The organism is Steroidobacter agaridevorans (assembly GCF_009932555.1).
In the GTDB taxonomy this organism is placed as follows: Bacteria; Pseudomonadota; Gammaproteobacteria; order Steroidobacterales; family Steroidobacteraceae; genus Steroidobacter; species Steroidobacter agaridevorans.
Window position 1 is genome coordinate 703,289 of record NZ_BLJO01000001.1, and the last position, 17,522, is coordinate 720,810.

The window sequence follows — 17,522 nt, forward strand, 5'->3', positions numbered from 1 at the left end:
GTGTCGCCCCGCTTCTTCATCGATCGCCCGATTTTCTCGTGGGTGATCGCGCTCGGCATCCTGCTCGCGGGCACGCTGGCGCTGCGCTCGCTGCCGATCGAACAATATCCCGCGATCGCCCCGCCCTCCTTGACGATCAACGTCACCTATCCCGGCGCGGACGCCGCGACGCTGGAAACCAACGTCACGCAGGTCATCGAGCAGGAGCTGAACGGCGTCGAGGGTTTCTTATATATGTCCGCGACGAGCCGCTCGAACGGCAGCGCTTCGATCACGGTGACCTTCGATTCCGGCACGGACATCGACGTCGCTCAGATGGACGTCCAGAACAAGCTGCGCGCCATCGAACAGCGGCTGCCTGAAGAAGTTCGCCGTCAGGGCGTGCTGGTGAACGAGGCGTCGTCGAGCTTTCTGATGATCGTGGCGCTGCAGTCGAAAACCGGCGCGACGCCGTCGCTCGAGCTCGGCAACTTCGCGGCCACGCGCGTGATCGACGAGCTGCGCCGAGTGCCTGGCGTCGGCGACATTCGCTCGTTCTCGTCCGAGTACGCGATGCGTGTGTGGCTCGATCCGGATCGCCTCACTACTTACAGTCTTTCGGCTGCCGAAGTGCTGGCGGCGGTACAGGAACAAAACACGCAATCGCCCGGCGGCCAGCTCGGCGACCGTCCGCTCGCGAACCACACCGAGCTGAACGCGCCAATTCTTACTCAGAATCGGTTCACGACTCCGGAGCAGTTCGCATCGATCATCCTGCGCGCGAACCCCGATGGCTCGACCGTGCGATTGGGCGACGTGGGACGCGTGGAGCTGGGCGCGCAAAGCTATCTTTCCGATATGGAGCTCAACGGCAAGCCCGCCGCGGGCATGGGCATCCAGCTCTCGACCGGCGCGAACGCGCTTGCCACTGCCGCCGGAGTGAAGGCACGCCTCGCGCAACTCGAGCGCAACTTTCCCGAGGACATCACCTGGGCCGTGCCGTATGACACGACGCCGTTCATCAGCATCTCCATCGACGAAGTCGTGAAGACGCTGGTCGAGGCGATGGTGCTGGTGTTCCTGGTCATGTTTCTGTTCCTGCAGAACTGGCGTGCGACCCTCATCCCCACCATCGTCGTGCCGATCGCGTTGGCCGGCGCCTGCCTGGGCCTGTGGGTGCTCGGCTTCTCCATCAACGTGCTGACGTTGTTCGGCATGGTGCTCGCGATCGGCATCCTGGTGGACGATGCCATCGTGGTCGTCGAGAACGTCGAGCGCATCATGACGGAGGAAGGTCTGCCGCCCCGCGAAGCGACCGTGAAGGCGATGACGCAGATCACCTCCGCGATCATCGGCATCACGCTGGTGCTGGTCGCGGTGTTCGTGCCGATGGCGTTCTTTCCAGGCTCGACCGGCGGCATCTATCGGCAGTTCTCACTGACACTCACCTTGTCGATTGCGTTCTCGGCGTTACTGGCCCTCACTCTGACGCCCGCGCTGTGCGCGACGCTGCTGAAGCCCGAGCGGCTCCATAGCAAAGCTGATTCCGAACAAGCCCCTACCCGGCTGAGCCGATGGTCGGCGCGCTTCTTCGGTGGCTTCAACGACTGGTTCGGGCGTGTGACTCATCGCTATCAAGGCCTGGTCGGCGGCATTCTCGGCAGACCGCTGCGTTTTCTTGCGATCTTTCTCTTGCTGGTCGGGCTCACGCTGCTGTTGTTCACGCGCCTGCCCGGCAGCTTTCTGCCCGCCGAAGATCAAGGTGCGATCATCACCGTCGTGCAAGCGCCGCCGGGCGCGACGGTCGATCGCACCAACGAAGCCATCGACCAGGTCCAAGGGTTCTATCGAGGCCAACCGCAGACCCGAAGCATCATCTTCATCCGAGGCTTCAGTTTCTTCGGCCAGGGTCAGTCGAACGCCATGGCGTTTGTTTCACTCACCCCGTGGGATGAGCGCCCGGGCGCGCAGAACAACGCTCTCACGATCGTGGGCAAGGCCAACGCGGCGCTCTCGCAAGTCAAACAGGCGCTGATCTTCACGCTCAATCCGCCGTCCATTCCTTCGCTCGGCGTGGCCGCGGGCTTCACGTTCAAGCTGCAGGATCGCGCCGGTCTGGGGCAGGAAGCGCTGCTCAACGCGCGCAATAAGATATTGATGGCCGCGAGTCAGAGCCCGCTGCTCACGGCAGTCCGGCCGGAGGGTCAAGCGGACTCACCGCAGCTGCGAGTGCTCATCGATCGCGTCAAAGCGCGTGCGTTGGGATTGTCCATCGCCGACGTGAACGCGACACTCGCCATCTCGTTCGGCAGCGCTTACGCCAACGACTTCAGTCGCGAAGGGCGCATTCTGCGCGTGCTGCTGCAAGCAGATGCGCCTTATCGAATGACGCCCGAAGACGTGCTCGCGCTCAGAGTGAGAAACACGCAGGGCGAAATGGTGCCGTTCGGCGCGTTCACGACTACCGAATGGACCGCGGGCCCGCCGCAATTGGATCGATACAACGGCTATCCGGCGATGACGATCTCGGGCTCGCCCGCGCCCGGCCGCTCTACCGGCGAAGCGATGAACGAAATGGCGCGACTCGCCGGGCAACTGCCTGAGGGTTTCGACTTCGAATGGACCGGCATTTCCTTCGAAGAACAACAAGCCGGCGGACAGGTGACCGCCCTGCTCGGCTTGTCGCTGATCGTCGTGTTCCTATTGCTGGCCGCCTTGTATGAAAGTTGGACGGTGCCGCTCGCGGTGCTGTTGATCGTGCCGCTCGGCGTACTCGGCGCGGTGCTGTTCACGATGCTGCGGGGCTTGCCCGCGGATGTTTATTTCAACGTCGGCCTGATCGCCATCATCGGGCTCGCGGCGAAAAACGCCATCCTGATCATCGAATTCGCGCTCGAAGAGGAAGCGGCCGGCAAATCCACCTTCGACGCCACCATGAACGCAGTAAAGCTGCGCCTGCGGCCCATCATCATGACCTCGCTCGCCTTCATCCTCGGCATGGTGCCGCTGGTGCTATCGGCCGGTGCGGGCGCGGCCAGTCGCATCGCCGTGGGCACCGGCGTCATGGGCGGCATGATCGCCGCCACGGTGCTCGGCGTATTCTTCATTCCGGTCCTTTATATGTCCGTGCGACGTTGGCTGACGCGCCGTCCGCCAGGATCGCCGCACGAGAAGTTGGAGACTGCCAATGGCTAGGCTTTCCAACACAGCCCCCGCATCGCTTGTCATCGCCGGAATGTTCCTCGGTGCGTGCTCACTTGCCCCTCGTCATGTGCGGCCGGAACTGCCGACGCCAGAGCGTTACGCGGACAGCTACGTAGATGATCCAGCCGCAGGTACACGAGCGATCGCGCTCGGATGGCGCGATTTCTTTGCCGATCCCCGGCTGGAAGCCTTGATCGCAACGGCGCTGAAGAACAATCGGGACTTGACCATCGCGGTCGCGCAGATCGAGGAAGCCCGTGGCGCGTATCGCATTCAGCGGTCCGAGCTTCTGCCGACGATCGCGGTCAGCGCCGAAGGCACGCGCAATGGCGCCGGCCCGGAGACCGCCGGTGTGTCGGGCCTGGGACCGATCGGCACGAGCGAAACCTTCGAGCGATACTTCCTGGGCGCCGGCATCGCGTCCTTCGAGCTGGACTTCTGGGGTCGCGTTCGCAATCTGTCCCGTGCCGCGCGCGCCGATTATCTCGCCACCGTCGAGGCAGCCCGAGCATTTCAACTTTCGCTGATCCGCGATGTCGCCTCCGCATACTTCGCGTCGCTGGAAGCCCGCGAGCGACTGGAGTTGGCTCAAGCCACCGTCGACAGCCGTCGCGAGGGGCTGCGTATCGCGAAGAAACGCCTGGACGCCGGCGTCACCTCCGCTCTGGATTTCCGGCAGGCCGAAACCCTGCTCACTCAAGCGGAAACGGAGCTCGCGGCGCTACATTTCTCGAAAGCGCAGAGCGAGAACCTGCTCGCCACCCTCATCGGCAGCGCGGCCACCGTGGAGTTGCCCGAGCCGTTGCCGCTTGCAGAGCAAGCGCGATTGGAAACATTGGCCGCAGGCGTCCCTTCAGACCTGCTGGCGAGTCGACCGGATATCGTGGCCGCCGAGCATCGGCTACGCGGCGCTCGCGCGAACATCGGAGCGGCGCGCGCGGCGTTCTTTCCTTCAATCACACTGACCGGCAGCTACGGCTTCGCGTCGACGCAGCTGGACGAACTGGTCGGCAATGACCGGCGCACATGGTCCTATGGCCCATCGATCTCGCTACCGATCTTTGACTTTGGCGCACGCCGAGGCAACCTGACCGTTGCCGAAGCACGCGAGAACATCGCGGTCGCCGACTACGAGCGCACGATTCAAACGAGCTTTCAGGAAGTATCGGATGCGCTTGCCGGTCGTAAATTCCTGGCCGAACAAGTGAGCGCTCAGGAACGCGCCACACGGGCTCAGCGGCAGCTCGCCGAACTGGCGCGTCGCCGCTATAACGAGGGCGTGGTCGCCTATATCGAGGTGCTGGATGCGGAGCGGAATCTGTTCTCGGCAGAACAGGCGCTGCTGCAAGTACGTCGCGCCGAAGTCTCCAATCTGGTGACGTTATATATCGCGCTGGGTGGCGGCCAGATCGAAGCGCGTTAGGAATACGAGCGCGAATTCTCCGGCCGTCGAAACACCAACGGCGCCTCCGGCACTCTCGTTTCTTGGGCTCGCTCGACAGCCGAGACGACCACCCGATGATGCGGGCTCTTCGAACACACCGGATCCGCCGCCGCTGCATCGTGCGCCAGAAGATAAGCCTGGCAGCGACATCCACCGAAATCCTTCTCCCGCTCCTCGCAACTCGCGCATGGCTCTTTCATCCAGCCCTGACCGCGAAACCGATTGAACGCATCGGAGTCGAACCAGATCTCCTTCATGCTCCGCGCCCGAACGTTCGGGAAGCTCAACCCAGGCAACATCCTCGCCGTGTGGCAAGGCATGGCCGTTCCATCCGGCGCAATGGTCGCGAGCGTCGTGCCCCAGCCATTCACGCATTTCTTCGGCCGTTGCTCGTAGTAATCCGGCACCACGAAGAAGATCTTCATCTTCCCCTTCATCCGCTCGCGCCACGTTTGCATCGTCTGCTCCGCCTTTTGCAGCTGCTCGCGCGACGGCAACAGGTGCTCACGATTCAGATGCGCCCACGAATAGTATTGAGTGTTCGCGAGCTCCAGGTAATCCGCACCCATGCGCACAGCCATGTCGATGATGGTGTCGAGATGGTCGATGTTGAGCCGGTGGATCACACAGTTCACGACCATCGGATAGCCGTGCTCCTTGATCCACTCCGCGCAACGCTTCTTCAGCTCGAACGTTCTGGTGTGCGACAGGAAGTCATTCATCTCTCGCGTCGAGTCCTGAAACGACAGCTGAATGTGATCCAGCCCCACTCGTTTCAGCTCGCTCAAACGCTCTCGCGTCAGGCCGACGCCGGAGGTGATCAAGTTCGTGTAGTAGCCGAGCCGGTGCGCTTCATCCGCAATCGCCTCGACGTCGTCACGCATCAGCGGCTCGCCGCCCGACAGACCCAGCTGGACCGAGCCGAGCGCCCGCGCCTCGCGCAGCACTCGAATCCATTCTTCGGTCGTCAGCTCATCCTCGACCTTCGCGAAGTCGATCGGGTTGTAGCAGAACACACATTGCAGCGGACAACGGTAGGTCAGCTCGAGCAGCAGCCACAACGGCGGCCCGACCACAGGCGATGTTGTGACGGCCGCGTTCATGACTCCGCCGCACTGAGCCAGCCTTGCGCTCGCGCCAGCTGCAGGAAGTGTTCGATCTCGCCTTGCAGACCGTTGCGATTGAACGTCGACTCCAGGTCCGCCACGATCTCATCGACGCTGCGCATGCCATCGCACCGGCGCAGGATCTCCGCGGCGCTGGTATTCAGCTTCACCATGCCTTCCGGATACAGCAGCACATACGCGTTCTGCACCGCTTCCCATTGCAGCCGGATGCCCGGGCGAATGCTAGGGCGGTCCGCTTGGGTCATGACTGGACTCCGTAGTGCTGGGCCATGGCGTCGTTCATGGCCCACAGGATGTCGAGCTTGAACTTCAACACCTGCAGCGCCCGCTGCTGCTGCTCGCGAGTCTTGAAATAAGCCAGCGTCACCGCGAGCCCGTGATTTACATCGCGTTGGGCCAGCGAGACGCGGCTGCGAAAGTATTGCAGGCCGTCCTGTTCGATCCACGGATAGTGCTCGGGCCACGACGAAAGTCGTTGACGATGAATGGCCGGTGCAAACAATTCCGTGAGCGACGAGCACACCGCTTCCTGCCACGGCGCCTGACGGGCGAAATTCACATACGCATCGACGGCGAAGCGCACGCCCGGAATCAGGCGAGTCAGCCCTTCGACTTCGGCTCGCTCCAAGCCAACGGCTTCGGCCAGGCGTAACCAGGCCTCGATGCCGCCCGGATCGTCGCCATGACCGTCGTGATCCAGAATGCGCTCGACCCAGCGGCGCCGCACGTCCCGATCCGGACAGTTCGCGATGATCGCGGCGTCCTTGCGCGGGATGCTGATCTGATAATAGAAACGATTGGCGACCCAGCCCTGGATCTGCTCGCGCGTCGCCTGGCCCGAGTTCAACATCACATTGAACGGGTGATAGATGTGATACGCCCGCCCCTGCTCTCGCAGCTGCTGCTCGAACTCCGTCGGGTTCCAAGGGGCGGCAACGTCGCTGCTCACAGCACGATCTCCATACCGTCGTAGGCCACTTCGATACTGTGCGAGCTCAACAGCGCGCGCTCCGGCGAGTCCTCGACCAGAATCGGATTGGTGTTGTTGATGTGAATCAGGACGCGACGCGTCGTCGCCGGCAGCCGATCGAGCCACTTGATCATTCCGCCGGTCTGCGACAGATGGCCCATGTCGGCCGCGCGCTTGTGCGACACGCCCAACCTCACGAGTTCATCGTCGGTCCAGAACGTGCCGTCCACCAGCACGCATTGAGAACTGCACATCAACTCGAACAGCCCCGAATCGATGTGGGCGACGCCGGGCGCGTAACACAGCCGCCGCTCGGTGCGCAGATCCTCGACCAGCAACCCAATAACATCGCCCGGCTGAGGAGTACGTGCCGAGTACGGCGGCGGCTTGCCGGGCAACGCGATCGCCTGCCATCGCAAGTCTTCGCTACCTTCGACCGCGAACCATTCGCCTGCCACATCGATCCGCCGCCGGTCCACACCGCAGTAGCGCCGCAAGACCTGCAGGATGGGATTGGCCGTCGTCAGATCGTCGAAAGCGCTATCGGTACACCATAGCGGCCACGGCTTGGTCGCCTCGCGGAGCATGTACAGGCCGGTGGTGTGGTCGATCTGCGAGTCGGTCAGGACGATATTGCGGATGCCGGTATCGCGATACGCGCGGCCCGGCTGCAATTGAGGATTGGCATGCAGTTGCGCCAGGATATCCGGCGAGGCATTGACCAGCGTCCAGGCGGTTTCATCCGCGCCGCGGATTGCGATGGACGATTGGGTGCGCGGGCGGGCGTTCAGCTCCTCCCGACGCACGCCTCCACAATTGGGGCAGTTGCAGTTCCATTGAGGAAAGCCACCGCCCGCGGCAGCGCCTAGAATTCGTATGTGCATCGGCAAGGCGAGGCTCCGGGCCGCCCCGGCAGCCCCGCCCTCATTCAACGATCAACGATGCTCGGCATACATGGTGATTTCCATGCCCAGACGCAGATCGATGGCCACAGGGGTTTCCCAGATCATGGCGACTCCTTGTAGGGACTAAACGTGTCCCAGCCGCACCATGACGCCATCCCCTCGCCCGCCGCTACGCGACAATCATGATTCGCGACTCATGATTTTCATGAGCGCGGCGTCGGCCATAATTTGCCCGCCCCACCCGAAGGATGGACTTTGAAACTTCGCACCCACGTCAACCTGATCGTCGCCAGCCTGAGCGCGGCCTTCGTCATCCTGGCCGCGTGGCTGCAATTCGATGGCACCCGACGGGCCGTGCGCGAAGAAATCGCTGGAGCGAACGTCATTGCCACCCAGCTGCTGACGCGGATCCTGGTCACTTACGATCAACCCGACAACGACGCGTTGCTGACCTTCCTGCAGCACCTCGGCCGGGTGCGAGCCCACGAGATCTCGGTGCGCAACGCCAACGGGCAAACGATCTATGCGTCCCCGCCCTCGCCCTACAAGGCGGGACGCGAAGCCCCGGGGTGGTATTCCTCTTTCATTCTGCCGACCACCCCGGTGCACATCTTTACCCTCGCGAATGGCTCGGAAGTTCGGATCGAGGCGAATGCGACCCGCGCCACGCTCGACGGCTGGGATGATTTCGTGCATTTGATGATCGTCGGCGGCATCGCGTTCGCGGTGCTCAACGCTGCGGTGTTCTGGCTGGTCGGCCGTGCGGTTGCGCCCTGGCCGGTCATCGTCGACGGACTCACGCGCATCGAGCAAGGCGATCTGCGGCATCGGCTGCCGGAGTTGAAAGGCCACGAAGCCAATATGATCGGCTCGACCTTCAACCGCATGGCAGCCTCGCTCGAAGAGAAACAACTCAGCGATCGCAAGGCCATCGAAGCGGAACAGCGATTGCAACAGCGTCGCGAGCTCGATCAACTCATCGAGCAGCGTCTGGATGAGGAACGACGCGTGATCGCGCGCGAGCTGCACGATGAGTTCGCGCAATCGGTGACGGCGATCCGCAGCTTCGCGGTCGTGATCGCGAACCAACATCCCCCCGAATCGCGCACCGCCGAAGTCGCACGACTCATATCAACCGAGGCCGCGCAACTGTACGACGCGATGCACGGCTTGATCCCCCGCCTCGCGCCGCTGAATCTCGATACCCTGGGACTGGCGGAAACGCTTGAAGGCTTCATCCGGCAATGGCAAGGCCGTCATCCGTCGATTCAGTTCTCGCTGCGCCATGAGCTGCCCACCGAGCTTGGCACCAGCGCCACCCTCGCCGTGTATCGGATCGTGCAGGAGGCGGTGATCAATGCCGTTCGCCATGCCCGTCCGACGCAGGTCGACGTGAGCGTCGTGCATTCCGACTCGCATGTTCGCGTGCGCGTGGCAGACAATGGCATTGGCCTGCCCGAGGACTGGTCGCGCCCCGGACATTTCGGACTGCGAGGCTTGCAAGAGCGAATGGCGATGCTCGGTGGCACACTGACCTTGAACGATCATCCGCCGCACGGCGTGGAACTGACGGCAGAGATCCCCTTAGGAGCGCACGGATGATCAAAGTGCTGCTCGTGGACGATCACACCGTGGTGCGCACCGGCTTCCGGCTGCTGCTGGAAACTGTCGCGGATGTGCGCGTCATCGCCGAAGCCGACAGCGGTGAGACGGCCTGCGTGCGCTTCGATGAAGACAAGCCCGATGTGGTCGTGCTCGATCTGTCCATGCCGGGTATGGGCGGCCTCGAGGCGATCCGCCGACTGCGGGCACGTGACAAGGATGTGAAGACGCTCGCGCTGTCCGCGCACGATGACGCTATCCATGCGCGGCGTGCTTTGAAGCAAGGCGCACTCGGATTCTTGTCCAAGCGCACCGCTCCCGAGACGCTGATCGAAGCCGTCAGAATGGTCGCGGCCGGTCAACGTTACATCGATCCCAAGCTTGCCCAGGAACTCGCCCTGGCCGAGACGCTCGGCACCACGACCTTGGTCGATGCGTTGTCTGAGCGGGAGTTCGAAGTGTTCCTGCGGCTCGCCAACGGCGCGGCAGTCCCGAAGATCGCCGCCGAGCTGAACCTGTCCACGTCCACCGTCGGCACGCATCTCTACAACATCAAACAAAAACTGCATGCCGGGAATCAGGCGGAGCTGACGCTGATCGCGCTCCGGGCGGGGCTGATCGAGCGCTGACATTCCGATACAGCGGGCGTTAGAATCGGCCATGGCCAGACTCTCGCCGAATCTCGCTGGCATTCATTGCTTCGCCTGCGAGACAGCACACGACCCGCAGCAGTTGCTGACTGTCTGTCGCGCATGTGGCTTGCCGCTAAGGGTGGATTACAACCTCTCTTCGGTGAACCTCTCGCTGCGGGATCTGCAATCGCGCGAGCCCAGCCTGTGGCGCTATCGCGAGCTGTTGCCGCTGCTGCCCGGCGATGAGGTGTCGCTGGTCGAAGGGTTGACCCCGCTGCTGCAAGTCGAAGCGAATGTGTGGGTGAAGGATGAGTCGCGCAATCCCACCGGCTCATTCAAAGCACGCGGCATGGCGCTGGCCGTTTCGATGGCCAAACATCTCGGCGCGCAGGCCTTAGCTGCACCCTCTGCCGGTAATGCCGCCGGCGCGCTCGCCGCGTACGGTGCAAGAGCCGGGCTGCCGGTCACGGTGGCGATGCCTGTCGATACGCCGAAAGCTTTCTTCGACGAATGTGAGCTGTACGGCGCAACCATTCATCGCGTGCAAGGCACGATCGCCGACGCCGGCAAGTTCCTGCGCGAGCACGGCCCGAAAGATGCCTTCGATGTTTCGACATTGAAGGAGCCCTATCGCATCGAAGGCAAGAAGACCATGGCGTTCGAGCTGGTCGAGCAGTTCGATGGCGAGATTCCCGACGTAGTGATCTATCCCACCGGTGGCGGCACCGGCCTGGTCGGCATGTGGAAGGCGTTCGATGAAATGGAACGCCTCGGCTGGATTCCTCGCGGCCGGCGACCGCGATTCGTGTCGGTGCAATCCGCCGGCTGCGCGCCAGTCGCCAAAGCGTTCCTTGAAGGCAAGGATCGCACCGAGCCCTGGCCCAATCCCCACACTCACGCCTACGGATTGCGCGTGCCGAGCCCGATCGGCGGATTCATCTGCGTTCGTGTTCTTCGCGAGTCGAATGGCGCCGCCGTCATGGTTACCGACGAAGATGCCGATGCAGCGACGCGGCAACTCGCGAGCCGCACCGGCATCGACGTGTGTCCCGAAGGCGGCGCGGCGTGGTCGGCGCTACAAACATTGCGTGCCTCGAGAGTCATTCGCGATGCAGACCGGGTCGTTGTGTTCAATACGGGCACGGGCTTGAAATACCGCTGAGCGCTGGGCTGCGAGAGAGGGAGCGGCAAGCATCCCTCGCCGCGTACTGATCGCGCTGACCTGGCCGAGCATGATGAGCGGGATGAACCGCTCGTTGTCCCTTTGCTTCTGGATACTCGCGACCCTGCTGGCTGTGACCCAGCCGGTCGTCAATTCGCAGGAGCCAGCGGCCCCACAGCAGCAGCCGACGACGCCCTCGGCGGAGGATCAAGCCAAGGCCACGCCCTTCAAGCCCGAGGAGCTGGAGCAGATCGTCGCTCCCATCGCGCTCTATCCGGACGCGCTGCTGGCGCAAGTACTGATGGCGTCGACCTACCCGCTCGAGATCGTGCTCGCGGCGCGCTGGTCCAAGGAACATCCCGACATCAAGGGCGACGCGGTCGCGAAGGCGGTGGAAAACGAGACCTGGGATGCCAGCGTCAAATCCATGGTCGCCTTTCCCGACGTGCTGACCATGATGAACGACAAGCTCGATTGGACGCAGAAGCTCGGCGATGCCGTGCTCGCGCAACGCAAAGACGTCATGGATGCCGTACAGCGGCTGCGCGTCAAGGCGAAAGACGCCGGCAACTTGAAGAGCAGCAAGGAACAGACGGTCAAGACCGAGGCTGCGCCGGCGGGCTCGAGCGCTCAGCAGGTCATCATCATCGAGTCGCCGAGTCCCGAGGTTGTCTACGTCCCCACCTACAACCCGACAGTCGTCTACGGCGCCTGGCCTTATCCAGCTTATCCGCCCTATTACTATTACCCGCCCGGCTACACGGCGGGCGCTGCCTTCTTCTCGTTCAGCGCGGGCGTGATCGTCGGCGGCGCGCTCTGGGGCGGATTCAATTGGGGGCACAGCGACATCGATATCAACGTCAACCGCTATAACAACTTCAATCGCAACACCAACATCAACGCCAACCGGACCAATGTCAGCAATCGCTGGGAGCACAACTCCGCCCATCGCCAAGGCGTGGGCTATCGCGACTCGGCCACCCAGCAAAGATACGGCCGTGGCAGCAGCCAGGAAGCATTGCAGGCACGAGAGAACTATCGCGGCCGCAGTGGCAACGAGCATCACGATCTGGGCGGCGGCGCCGAATCTCGCGATCTCGGCAATCGCTCCAATGAATATCGAGACCTTGGCGGCGGCGGCGAGTCGCGCGATCTCGGCAATCGAGGCAATGAATATCGGGATCTTGGCGGTGGCGCCGAAAACCGGGATCTGGGCGGCGGCGCGTCTCGCGACATGGGCAACCGCGATTTCGGCGGAGCCTCGTCCGGACGATCTCCGGACGCCTTTCGCGGTGTCGACAGCGGCGCTCGCACGCGAGCACACAGCAGCCGTGGCATGTCGAGTCGAGGCGGCATGTCACGTGGCGGCGGACGGCGCAGATGAAACATCAAAGCAGAATCGGCTTGCGCGTCCTCGCGGTACTGCTGCTGTTGGCTACAGCTGCTTGCAGCCGCCAGACAACGCAACGAGATTTCGCATCGATCGATGACGCGATCGCAGCCCTGGCCGCAGCGGCGCGGGATGACGATACGCGCGCCTTGGTGAAAATCCTCGGCAGCGAAGCCGAACCTGCGATCGACTCCGGCGATCCGGTGCAAGACAAGAATGCCCGCGACCGATTCGTCCGCGCCTACGCAACCCAACATACATTGGTCCGCCCGACGCCGGACTCGGCCACACTGCTGGTCGGAACCGACAAGTGGCCCTTTCCTTTTCCTCTGGTCCAGAGCAATGGCCGCTGGCGCTTCGACAGCGCCGCGGGCGCGGACGAGATCGTCAATCGCCGCGTGGGCGCCAACGAGCTCGCCACCATCCAGTCGTGCCTCGCTTTCGTCGATGCTCAACGCGAGTACTACATGCGCAATCCACAGCGCGATGCGCTGCTGCAGTTCTCTCAAAAACTGGTCAGCACCCAGGGCCAGAAAGATGGCTTGTACTGGCCCACGAGCGGCGCCGAGCCGCCGAGCCCGCTCGGCGATCAATTCGCACGTGCCCAAGGCGAAGGATATTTCGAGAAAGGCGCTTCGAAGCACGAGCCGCTGCACGGCTACCTCTATCGTTTGCTCACCGCACAGGGTCCGCATGCCGAGGGCGGTGCGTATAGCTATCTCGTCGGTGACAAGATGATCGGCGGCTTTGCGCTGATCGCCATTCCGGCCGAGTACGGCCGCAGCGGTGTCATGACCTTCATGGTGAACCATGATGGCCAGGTGTTCTCGAAAGACCTTGGCCCGGACACACATACCGTGGCGCGCGACATCCAGACGTTCGATCCCGACGAGACCTGGAAACGCGAGCCGGTCGCCGAGCTGATTCCATGAGCCGCGTACCATCCAAGCACATCCGCGGAGTCCAGCTGGTGATGCTCCTCGCCCTGCTCGCGTGCTCGATAACACAAGAAGATGCTCTCGCGGCCACGCCCGGACAGAACGCCGTGGCTTATTTGCAGAACCAGTTCGGACTCACCGACGTTCAGGCGCGGGGCGCCATCGGGGCGCTGTTGGTGTATGCGCGGGAACAGCTGCCGCAGCCGCAGTTCAATCAGCTCGCCGCTCGCATTCCCAATGCGGACACCATCATGCAGGCAGTGAAGCTGCAAGGTGTGGTGACCAGACCGCTCGACGATCTCAGTGACTACGAAGAATCGCTGGCCAGCCTCGGCATCGGACAGCCGCTCGCTGCGCAGATCGCACCGGCGGTCGTCCAGTTTCTCGGCGAGGCCGGATTCGATGAGGAACAAGCGATTCTGGCGGGAATACTCCGGTGAAGGCGCGCGCGGCACTGCTCGCGACTTGCGTGATCTTCAGCGCCTGCACGGTCGTGAAGATCGGCAAGGGCGATACCAACACGATTCAACATGACGGCGGCGCCGAGGAGGCCAACAACCTCGCCAACCGGGCATGCCGTCGCGCCGGCGGTCAGGCCGCCGAGATCATCTCAACGGTGAACAAGGATCCCTCGCTGCCGCCGGGCACGGGCAAACAAGTGACCACGTTTCGCTGCGGCTCAGCCGCCGGACGGTAGCGACCTCCCCGGTCGCTACCGGTGCCATCCTTTCGCTCAGCCGCCCTTCAACTTCTGCACGAATTCCAGCGACTTGTTGACGTTCTCGACCGGGTTCAAGCCGCCGACCGTGGCGGCGATCTTGCCGTCGGGTGTCACGATGAAGGTCGTGCGCTCGGCGAAGCCATGATCGATGTCTTTGCCGCGAGAGTCCTTCATACCGGCCTTGCCTTCGCGCACCTGTAGCTCGTAAGAGCGCGCGATCTTCCCGTCAGCATCCGACGCGGTGGGGAATTTTCCGGCGCAAAACTCCGGATCCGCCGAAAAGTCGTTGAGCCGCTCGATGCTGTCGAGCGAAACGCCGATGATGCTGGCGCCGGCCGCGGCGAACTTCTCCTGGTTGACGGCGAAGGTGCGCGCTTGAACGTTGCAGCCGTTGGTATAGGCCGACGGATAGAAATAGACCACGACCGGGCCCTTCTTCAGCGCATCCTTGAGTGAATACGTAAACGGCTTGCCCTGCATCGACGCCTGCGCCGTGAACTCGGGCGCCGGGGCCCCTTCCTGTAACGCAGCGAGCGCCGGCAGCGCCGTGCCCAATGCCAGCAGACCGGTCAAAAGCAAACCCTTCGAGCTCATGTTCATGACGACTCCAGCAGACAGTGGACGGAAGTGCCGCATCGTAGCCCTCCGACGGGCAGGCGTCATCTGACACGCCGCGCGCGTGTTGATATCTTCCAAAAATCGCCACACACACGCATGAGTTGAGTAACAACCGATGCCTACCCGCAGAGAGCTGATGGGCGCCGCCGCCTTGCTTGCCGTTCAAGGCGACGCACTTGCTGCCATCGCCCCGGCCGGCGAGGTTCGAACCCGCTTCGCCTTCGAAGCCCATGTCACCGTCGACGCGCCTCATGTCATTGGCCCGAGTGCGCATGGATTGCGGCGGATCGTTCCGATCCGAGGCGGCGAAGTCACCGGCCCCTTACTGCAAGGAAAGGTTGTGCCCGGCGGCGCCGACTGGCAGTTCGTCCGCCCCGACGGCGTTCTGCAGATCGAAGCCAAATACACCCTGCAAGCTGCCGACGGCGCGCTGATCATGGTGACCAATCGAGGCCTGCGTCATGGCCCGCCAGACGTGATCGACAGACTCGCCCGTGGCGAGGCAGTCGATCCATCGCTGTATTACTTCCGTACTTCAGCCGAATTCGAAGCGCCGCTCGACAGCAAGCACGCCTGGCTCAATCGCGCACTCTTCATTGGAGTCGCACAGCGGACGGCGGCGGCGGCGATCATCAAGTTTCACGAGCTGCTCTAAAACAGCTCACAGATTGAAAGGCAGGCGGGGCTCGGCTTTGCAGGCCGAGGTGTCGAGCTTCTCGACCGAGCCCGCCGCCACGAATTTCTGATAGGTCGTTGCCACGCAGTCGAGATACTCCGTGTGGCCGCGATTCACCAGCACCACCTCGGCCCGCTGCGCGAATCCCTGCTTCATGCGCTCGGCGAACCACAGCGGAGTGGCGGGATCGGTATCGCCGGAGACAAACACTGTCGGCACGGACGTGCGCACCGGATCGCGATAGCCACGCGGCAGGGAAGCCTTTGGCCACCGCGAACAGACCGCTTGCTGTTGGCGCACACGATAGTCACCTAGATAGGTGCCCGCGCTGGCGGCCGGAATGTCCGCGTCGTCGATGAAGGCTGTGTCTTCATTACAAACAATGGAGAAAAACAAGCCGAAGCTGATCGCCGAGCCGATGAAGCTGGCATTCGACACGATGTCTTCGACGATCGGCTGATAGTTGCCCAGGTAAGCTTTGTGGATGACCTGAGGAATCTGCGCAGCCCCTTCCGCCCGATACATCATCGACCGCAGGCGCTCGGCCGCTCGCCCCCGATGCAGCCGTACCGGCGTCGCCTGACCGGGCACATTGACCTTCACCTCTTCCGTTTCCAGTCGATGCAACATCTGGCTCAGCTCGTTCCGCACATTCGGGAACGCGGCATGACACGCCGACTGAGCTGCGCAATCCTCGAGCACTCGATCCATCGCGGCCTGCGCGCCCTTGGCCATCGGCAGCGGCATGGGCTCATCGATCGGAACAACGCTGACGAGCATCGCCGTACGCACACTCGCCCCATGCGTCTTGATGAACACCTGTGCGGCGCGAGTTCCGTATGAGCCGGCAAACAAGTTCAGCGGCCCATAGCCGAGCAACCGGCGAATATGCTCGATGTCTTTAGAAAAATGCTCGTAGCTATATTGTGTGAGATCCGCGTCCTTGCTCAGCTCACGCGCGCAGCGCTCGGCCGACGCAACCGGAAAGACATCTCGCAACAGCACCGCCGCTCCGACATCTTTATAAAGGTCGCAACCCAGCCGATGAGATTTGCCCGTGCCGCGCTGGTCGATCAATAGAATGTCGCGCTCCCGGCGCAAGGGCTCGAGCCATTCCACATAGAACGCGGCCTCGTTCATGGACTCCTCGCCCGGGCCGCCCATCAGCAGGAGGATGGGATCGGGCAGCGCCTTGCCGCCCATCGCTGGCACGACAGCCACGGCGATGTCGAGCTTGCGGCCATCGGGCTTTGCCGGATTTTCCGGCACTTGCACGACACCGCATTTTGCCGGCTCCTGCAGTCTCGGCAGCTCGCAAGTGGACAGCACGTCCGCACGCACGCCGACCGAGCCGCACAGCGCGAATAGGGTGAGCAACCAGCGAGGGTGAGCCATGCCACACCATAGCAATGCCCTGCTGATTTCGACCACAGTTTTATCTCGGAACTCCGCCATCGCTGCCTCATTAACTTCTACTCATGAAGGAGGTGCGCCATGCCCGAAATCAGCCAAGCCAAAGTCCTCATCCTTGCCACAAACGGCTTCGAGCAGGATGAATTGTTGGTGCCGCAGCGTAAGTTGCAGGAAGCCGGCGCGCAGGTCGACGTGGTATCGCCCGAGAAGGGCAAGATCCGCGGCTGGAAACTCAAGGATTGGGGCGAAAGCGTCAGCGTGGACAAGTCGCTCGACGACGCGAAGGCCGATGACTACGACGCCATCGTCCTACCCGGCGGCCAGATCAATCCGGACCTGCTGCGGGTCAATCAGAAGGCGTTACAATTGATCCGTTCGTTCCTTGACTCAGGCAAGATCGTCGCCGCGGTCTGCCACGCTCCGTGGCTACTCGTCGAACTGGATGCAGTGCGCGGCCGGCAAGTAACGTCGTATCACTCGATCAAGACCGATGTGATCAATGCCGGCGGCAAGTGGGTGGACCGTGAGGTGGTGACCGATCAAGGCATCATCACCAGCCGCAACCCGGGCGACCTGGAGGCCTTCTCGGCCAAGATCATCGAGGAGATCGAAGAAGGCAGTCACGCCGGCCGGCGTCAGACTGCGCGGGCCGCGAAAGGCGAACCGCGTCCGGGCGTTCATTGAATCCCGTGGCGGGAAATTGATGTCGCCGGGGCGAAATCCCTCGCCCCGACGACATCG

Annotated in this window: 18 protein-coding genes; 11 read left to right on the forward strand and 7 right to left on the reverse strand. The window is 62.9% G+C overall.

Annotated elements, in window-relative coordinates:
- Positions 1–3,174: an efflux RND transporter permease subunit gene (locus GYH35_RS03020; RefSeq protein WP_161827610.1), complete on the forward strand. Its 3,174-nt coding sequence runs from the start codon at positions 1–3 to the stop codon at positions 3,172–3,174.
- Positions 3,167–4,606 carry an efflux transporter outer membrane subunit gene (locus tag GYH35_RS03025; protein ID WP_202624046.1) on the forward strand — a complete coding sequence of 480 codons (1,440 nt, stop codon included), beginning with the start codon at positions 3,167–3,169 and terminating at the stop codon, positions 4,604–4,606. The genes GYH35_RS03020 and GYH35_RS03025 overlap by 8 nt, the downstream gene beginning before the upstream one ends.
- Here GYH35_RS03025 and pqqE read toward each other — a convergent pair.
- Genes pqqE through pqqA form a run of 5 tightly spaced genes read right to left on the reverse strand, consistent with a single transcriptional unit; the run spans position 4,603 to position 7,734 of the window.
- The gene (gene pqqE / locus GYH35_RS03030; RefSeq protein WP_161827611.1) at positions 4,603–5,730 is read right to left on the reverse strand and encodes a pyrroloquinoline quinone biosynthesis protein PqqE; all 1,128 of its coding nucleotides are present in this window, start codon (positions 5,728–5,730) and stop codon (positions 4,603–4,605) included. The genes GYH35_RS03025 and pqqE overlap by 4 nt on opposite strands.
- Positions 5,727–5,999: a pyrroloquinoline quinone biosynthesis peptide chaperone PqqD gene (pqqD, locus tag GYH35_RS03035; RefSeq protein WP_161827612.1), complete on the reverse strand. Its 273-nt coding sequence runs from the start codon at positions 5,997–5,999 to the stop codon at positions 5,727–5,729. The genes pqqE and pqqD overlap by 4 nt, the downstream gene beginning before the upstream one ends.
- Positions 5,996–6,703, reverse strand: a complete 708-nt coding sequence (gene pqqC, locus GYH35_RS03040; protein ID WP_161813644.1) for a pyrroloquinoline-quinone synthase PqqC — start codon at positions 6,701–6,703, stop codon at positions 5,996–5,998. The genes pqqD and pqqC overlap by 4 nt, the downstream gene beginning before the upstream one ends.
- Complete coding sequence (gene pqqB, locus GYH35_RS03045; RefSeq protein ID WP_161827613.1) at positions 6,700–7,608, reverse strand: pyrroloquinoline quinone biosynthesis protein PqqB; 909 nt, start codon at positions 7,606–7,608, stop codon at positions 6,700–6,702. Before pqqB ends, pqqC begins: the two co-directional genes overlap by 4 nt.
- A 51-nt stretch (positions 7,609–7,659) precedes the next feature.
- On the reverse strand, positions 7,660–7,734 hold the full coding sequence (gene pqqA, locus GYH35_RS35350; RefSeq protein ID WP_129645968.1) for a pyrroloquinoline quinone precursor peptide PqqA: 75 nt from the start codon (positions 7,732–7,734) through the stop codon (positions 7,660–7,662).
- Between the two features lie 150 nt (positions 7,735–7,884).
- Here pqqA and GYH35_RS03055 point away from each other — a divergent pair, with 150 nt between their 5' ends.
- The 7 genes from GYH35_RS03055 to GYH35_RS03085 all read left to right on the forward strand — a co-directional run bounded on the left by GYH35_RS03055 (position 7,885) and on the right by GYH35_RS03085 (position 14,050).
- On the forward strand, positions 7,885–9,231 hold the full coding sequence (locus GYH35_RS03055) for a sensor histidine kinase (RefSeq protein WP_161827614.1): 1,347 nt from the start codon (positions 7,885–7,887) through the stop codon (positions 9,229–9,231).
- Entirely contained in the window at positions 9,228–9,860 is a 633-nt protein-coding gene (locus GYH35_RS03060; protein WP_161813641.1) for a response regulator, read from the forward strand. The genes GYH35_RS03055 and GYH35_RS03060 overlap by 4 nt, the downstream gene beginning before the upstream one ends.
- Positions 9,861–9,891: 31 nt before the next feature.
- Positions 9,892–11,025, forward strand: coding sequence for a threonine synthase (locus tag GYH35_RS03065; RefSeq protein WP_161827615.1), 1,134 nt, complete (start codon positions 9,892–9,894; stop codon positions 11,023–11,025).
- An 82-nt stretch (positions 11,026–11,107) separates the two neighbouring features.
- Positions 11,108–12,409: a DUF3300 domain-containing protein gene (locus GYH35_RS03070; protein ID WP_161827616.1), complete on the forward strand. Its 1,302-nt coding sequence runs from the start codon at positions 11,108–11,110 to the stop codon at positions 12,407–12,409.
- Positions 12,406–13,347 (forward strand): DUF2950 domain-containing protein, encoded by a 942-nt coding sequence (locus GYH35_RS03075; RefSeq protein WP_161827617.1) that lies wholly within the window; start codon positions 12,406–12,408, stop codon positions 13,345–13,347. Before GYH35_RS03070 ends, GYH35_RS03075 begins: the two co-directional genes overlap by 4 nt.
- Entirely contained in the window at positions 13,344–13,793 is a 450-nt protein-coding gene (locus GYH35_RS03080) for a DUF2780 domain-containing protein (protein WP_161813638.1), read from the forward strand. The genes GYH35_RS03075 and GYH35_RS03080 overlap by 4 nt, the downstream gene beginning before the upstream one ends.
- Positions 13,790–14,050 (forward strand): hypothetical protein, encoded by a 261-nt coding sequence (locus GYH35_RS03085; RefSeq protein ID WP_161813637.1) that lies wholly within the window; start codon positions 13,790–13,792, stop codon positions 14,048–14,050. The genes GYH35_RS03080 and GYH35_RS03085 overlap by 4 nt, the downstream gene beginning before the upstream one ends.
- Positions 14,051–14,086: 36 nt before the next feature.
- On the opposite strand, the gene GYH35_RS03090 is transcribed toward GYH35_RS03085, so the two are convergent.
- Positions 14,087–14,674, reverse strand: coding sequence for a peroxiredoxin (locus tag GYH35_RS03090; protein ID WP_202624047.1), 588 nt, complete (start codon positions 14,672–14,674; stop codon positions 14,087–14,089).
- A gap of 133 nt (positions 14,675–14,807) precedes the next feature.
- On the opposite strand from GYH35_RS03090, the gene GYH35_RS03095 reads away from it, so the two are divergent.
- Positions 14,808–15,347, forward strand: a complete 540-nt coding sequence (locus tag GYH35_RS03095) for a DUF3237 domain-containing protein (protein ID WP_202624048.1) — start codon at positions 14,808–14,810, stop codon at positions 15,345–15,347.
- 6 nt (positions 15,348–15,353) lie between these two features.
- Here the strand turns inward: GYH35_RS03095 and GYH35_RS03100 are convergent, their stop codons facing one another.
- Positions 15,354–16,763 (reverse strand): alpha/beta fold hydrolase, encoded by a 1,410-nt coding sequence (locus GYH35_RS03100; protein WP_161827618.1) that lies wholly within the window; start codon positions 16,761–16,763, stop codon positions 15,354–15,356.
- Positions 16,764–16,862: 99 nt separating this feature from the next.
- Here GYH35_RS03100 and GYH35_RS03105 point away from each other — a divergent pair, with 99 nt between their 5' ends.
- Positions 16,863–17,465 (forward strand): type 1 glutamine amidotransferase domain-containing protein, encoded by a 603-nt coding sequence (locus GYH35_RS03105; RefSeq protein ID WP_161827619.1) that lies wholly within the window; start codon positions 16,863–16,865, stop codon positions 17,463–17,465.
- Positions 17,466–17,522 lie beyond the last annotated feature (57 nt).

Bases quoted from the DNA above. Each gene is read 5' to 3' on its own strand.
- GYH35_RS03025 (WP_202624046.1), top strand. From the start codon at position 3,167: ATGGCTAGGCTTTCCAACACAGCCCCCGCATCGCTTGTCATCGCCGGA.
- pqqE (WP_161827611.1), bottom strand. From the start codon at position 5,730: ATGAACGCGGCCGTCACAACATCGCCTGTGGTCGGGCCGCCGTTGTGG.
- pqqD (WP_161827612.1), bottom strand. From the start codon at position 5,999: ATGACCCAAGCGGACCGCCCTAGCATTCGCCCGGGCATCCGGCTGCAA.
- pqqB (WP_161827613.1), bottom strand. From the start codon at position 7,608: ATGCACATACGAATTCTAGGCGCTGCCGCGGGCGGTGGCTTTCCTCAA.
- GYH35_RS03060 (WP_161813641.1), top strand. From the start codon at position 9,228: ATGATCAAAGTGCTGCTCGTGGACGATCACACCGTGGTGCGCACCGGC.
- GYH35_RS03065 (WP_161827615.1), top strand. From the start codon at position 9,892: ATGGCCAGACTCTCGCCGAATCTCGCTGGCATTCATTGCTTCGCCTGC.
- GYH35_RS03070 (WP_161827616.1), top strand. From the start codon at position 11,108: ATGAACCGCTCGTTGTCCCTTTGCTTCTGGATACTCGCGACCCTGCTG.
- GYH35_RS03075 (WP_161827617.1), top strand. From the start codon at position 12,406: ATGAAACATCAAAGCAGAATCGGCTTGCGCGTCCTCGCGGTACTGCTG.
- GYH35_RS03080 (WP_161813638.1), top strand. From the start codon at position 13,344: ATGAGCCGCGTACCATCCAAGCACATCCGCGGAGTCCAGCTGGTGATG.
- GYH35_RS03090 (WP_202624047.1), bottom strand. From the start codon at position 14,674: ATGAACATGAGCTCGAAGGGTTTGCTTTTGACCGGTCTGCTGGCATTG.
- GYH35_RS03095 (WP_202624048.1), top strand. From the start codon at position 14,808: ATGCCTACCCGCAGAGAGCTGATGGGCGCCGCCGCCTTGCTTGCCGTT.
- GYH35_RS03100 (WP_161827618.1), bottom strand. From the start codon at position 16,763: ATGGCTCACCCTCGCTGGTTGCTCACCCTATTCGCGCTGTGCGGCTCG.
- GYH35_RS03105 (WP_161827619.1), top strand. From the start codon at position 16,863: ATGCCCGAAATCAGCCAAGCCAAAGTCCTCATCCTTGCCACAAACGGC.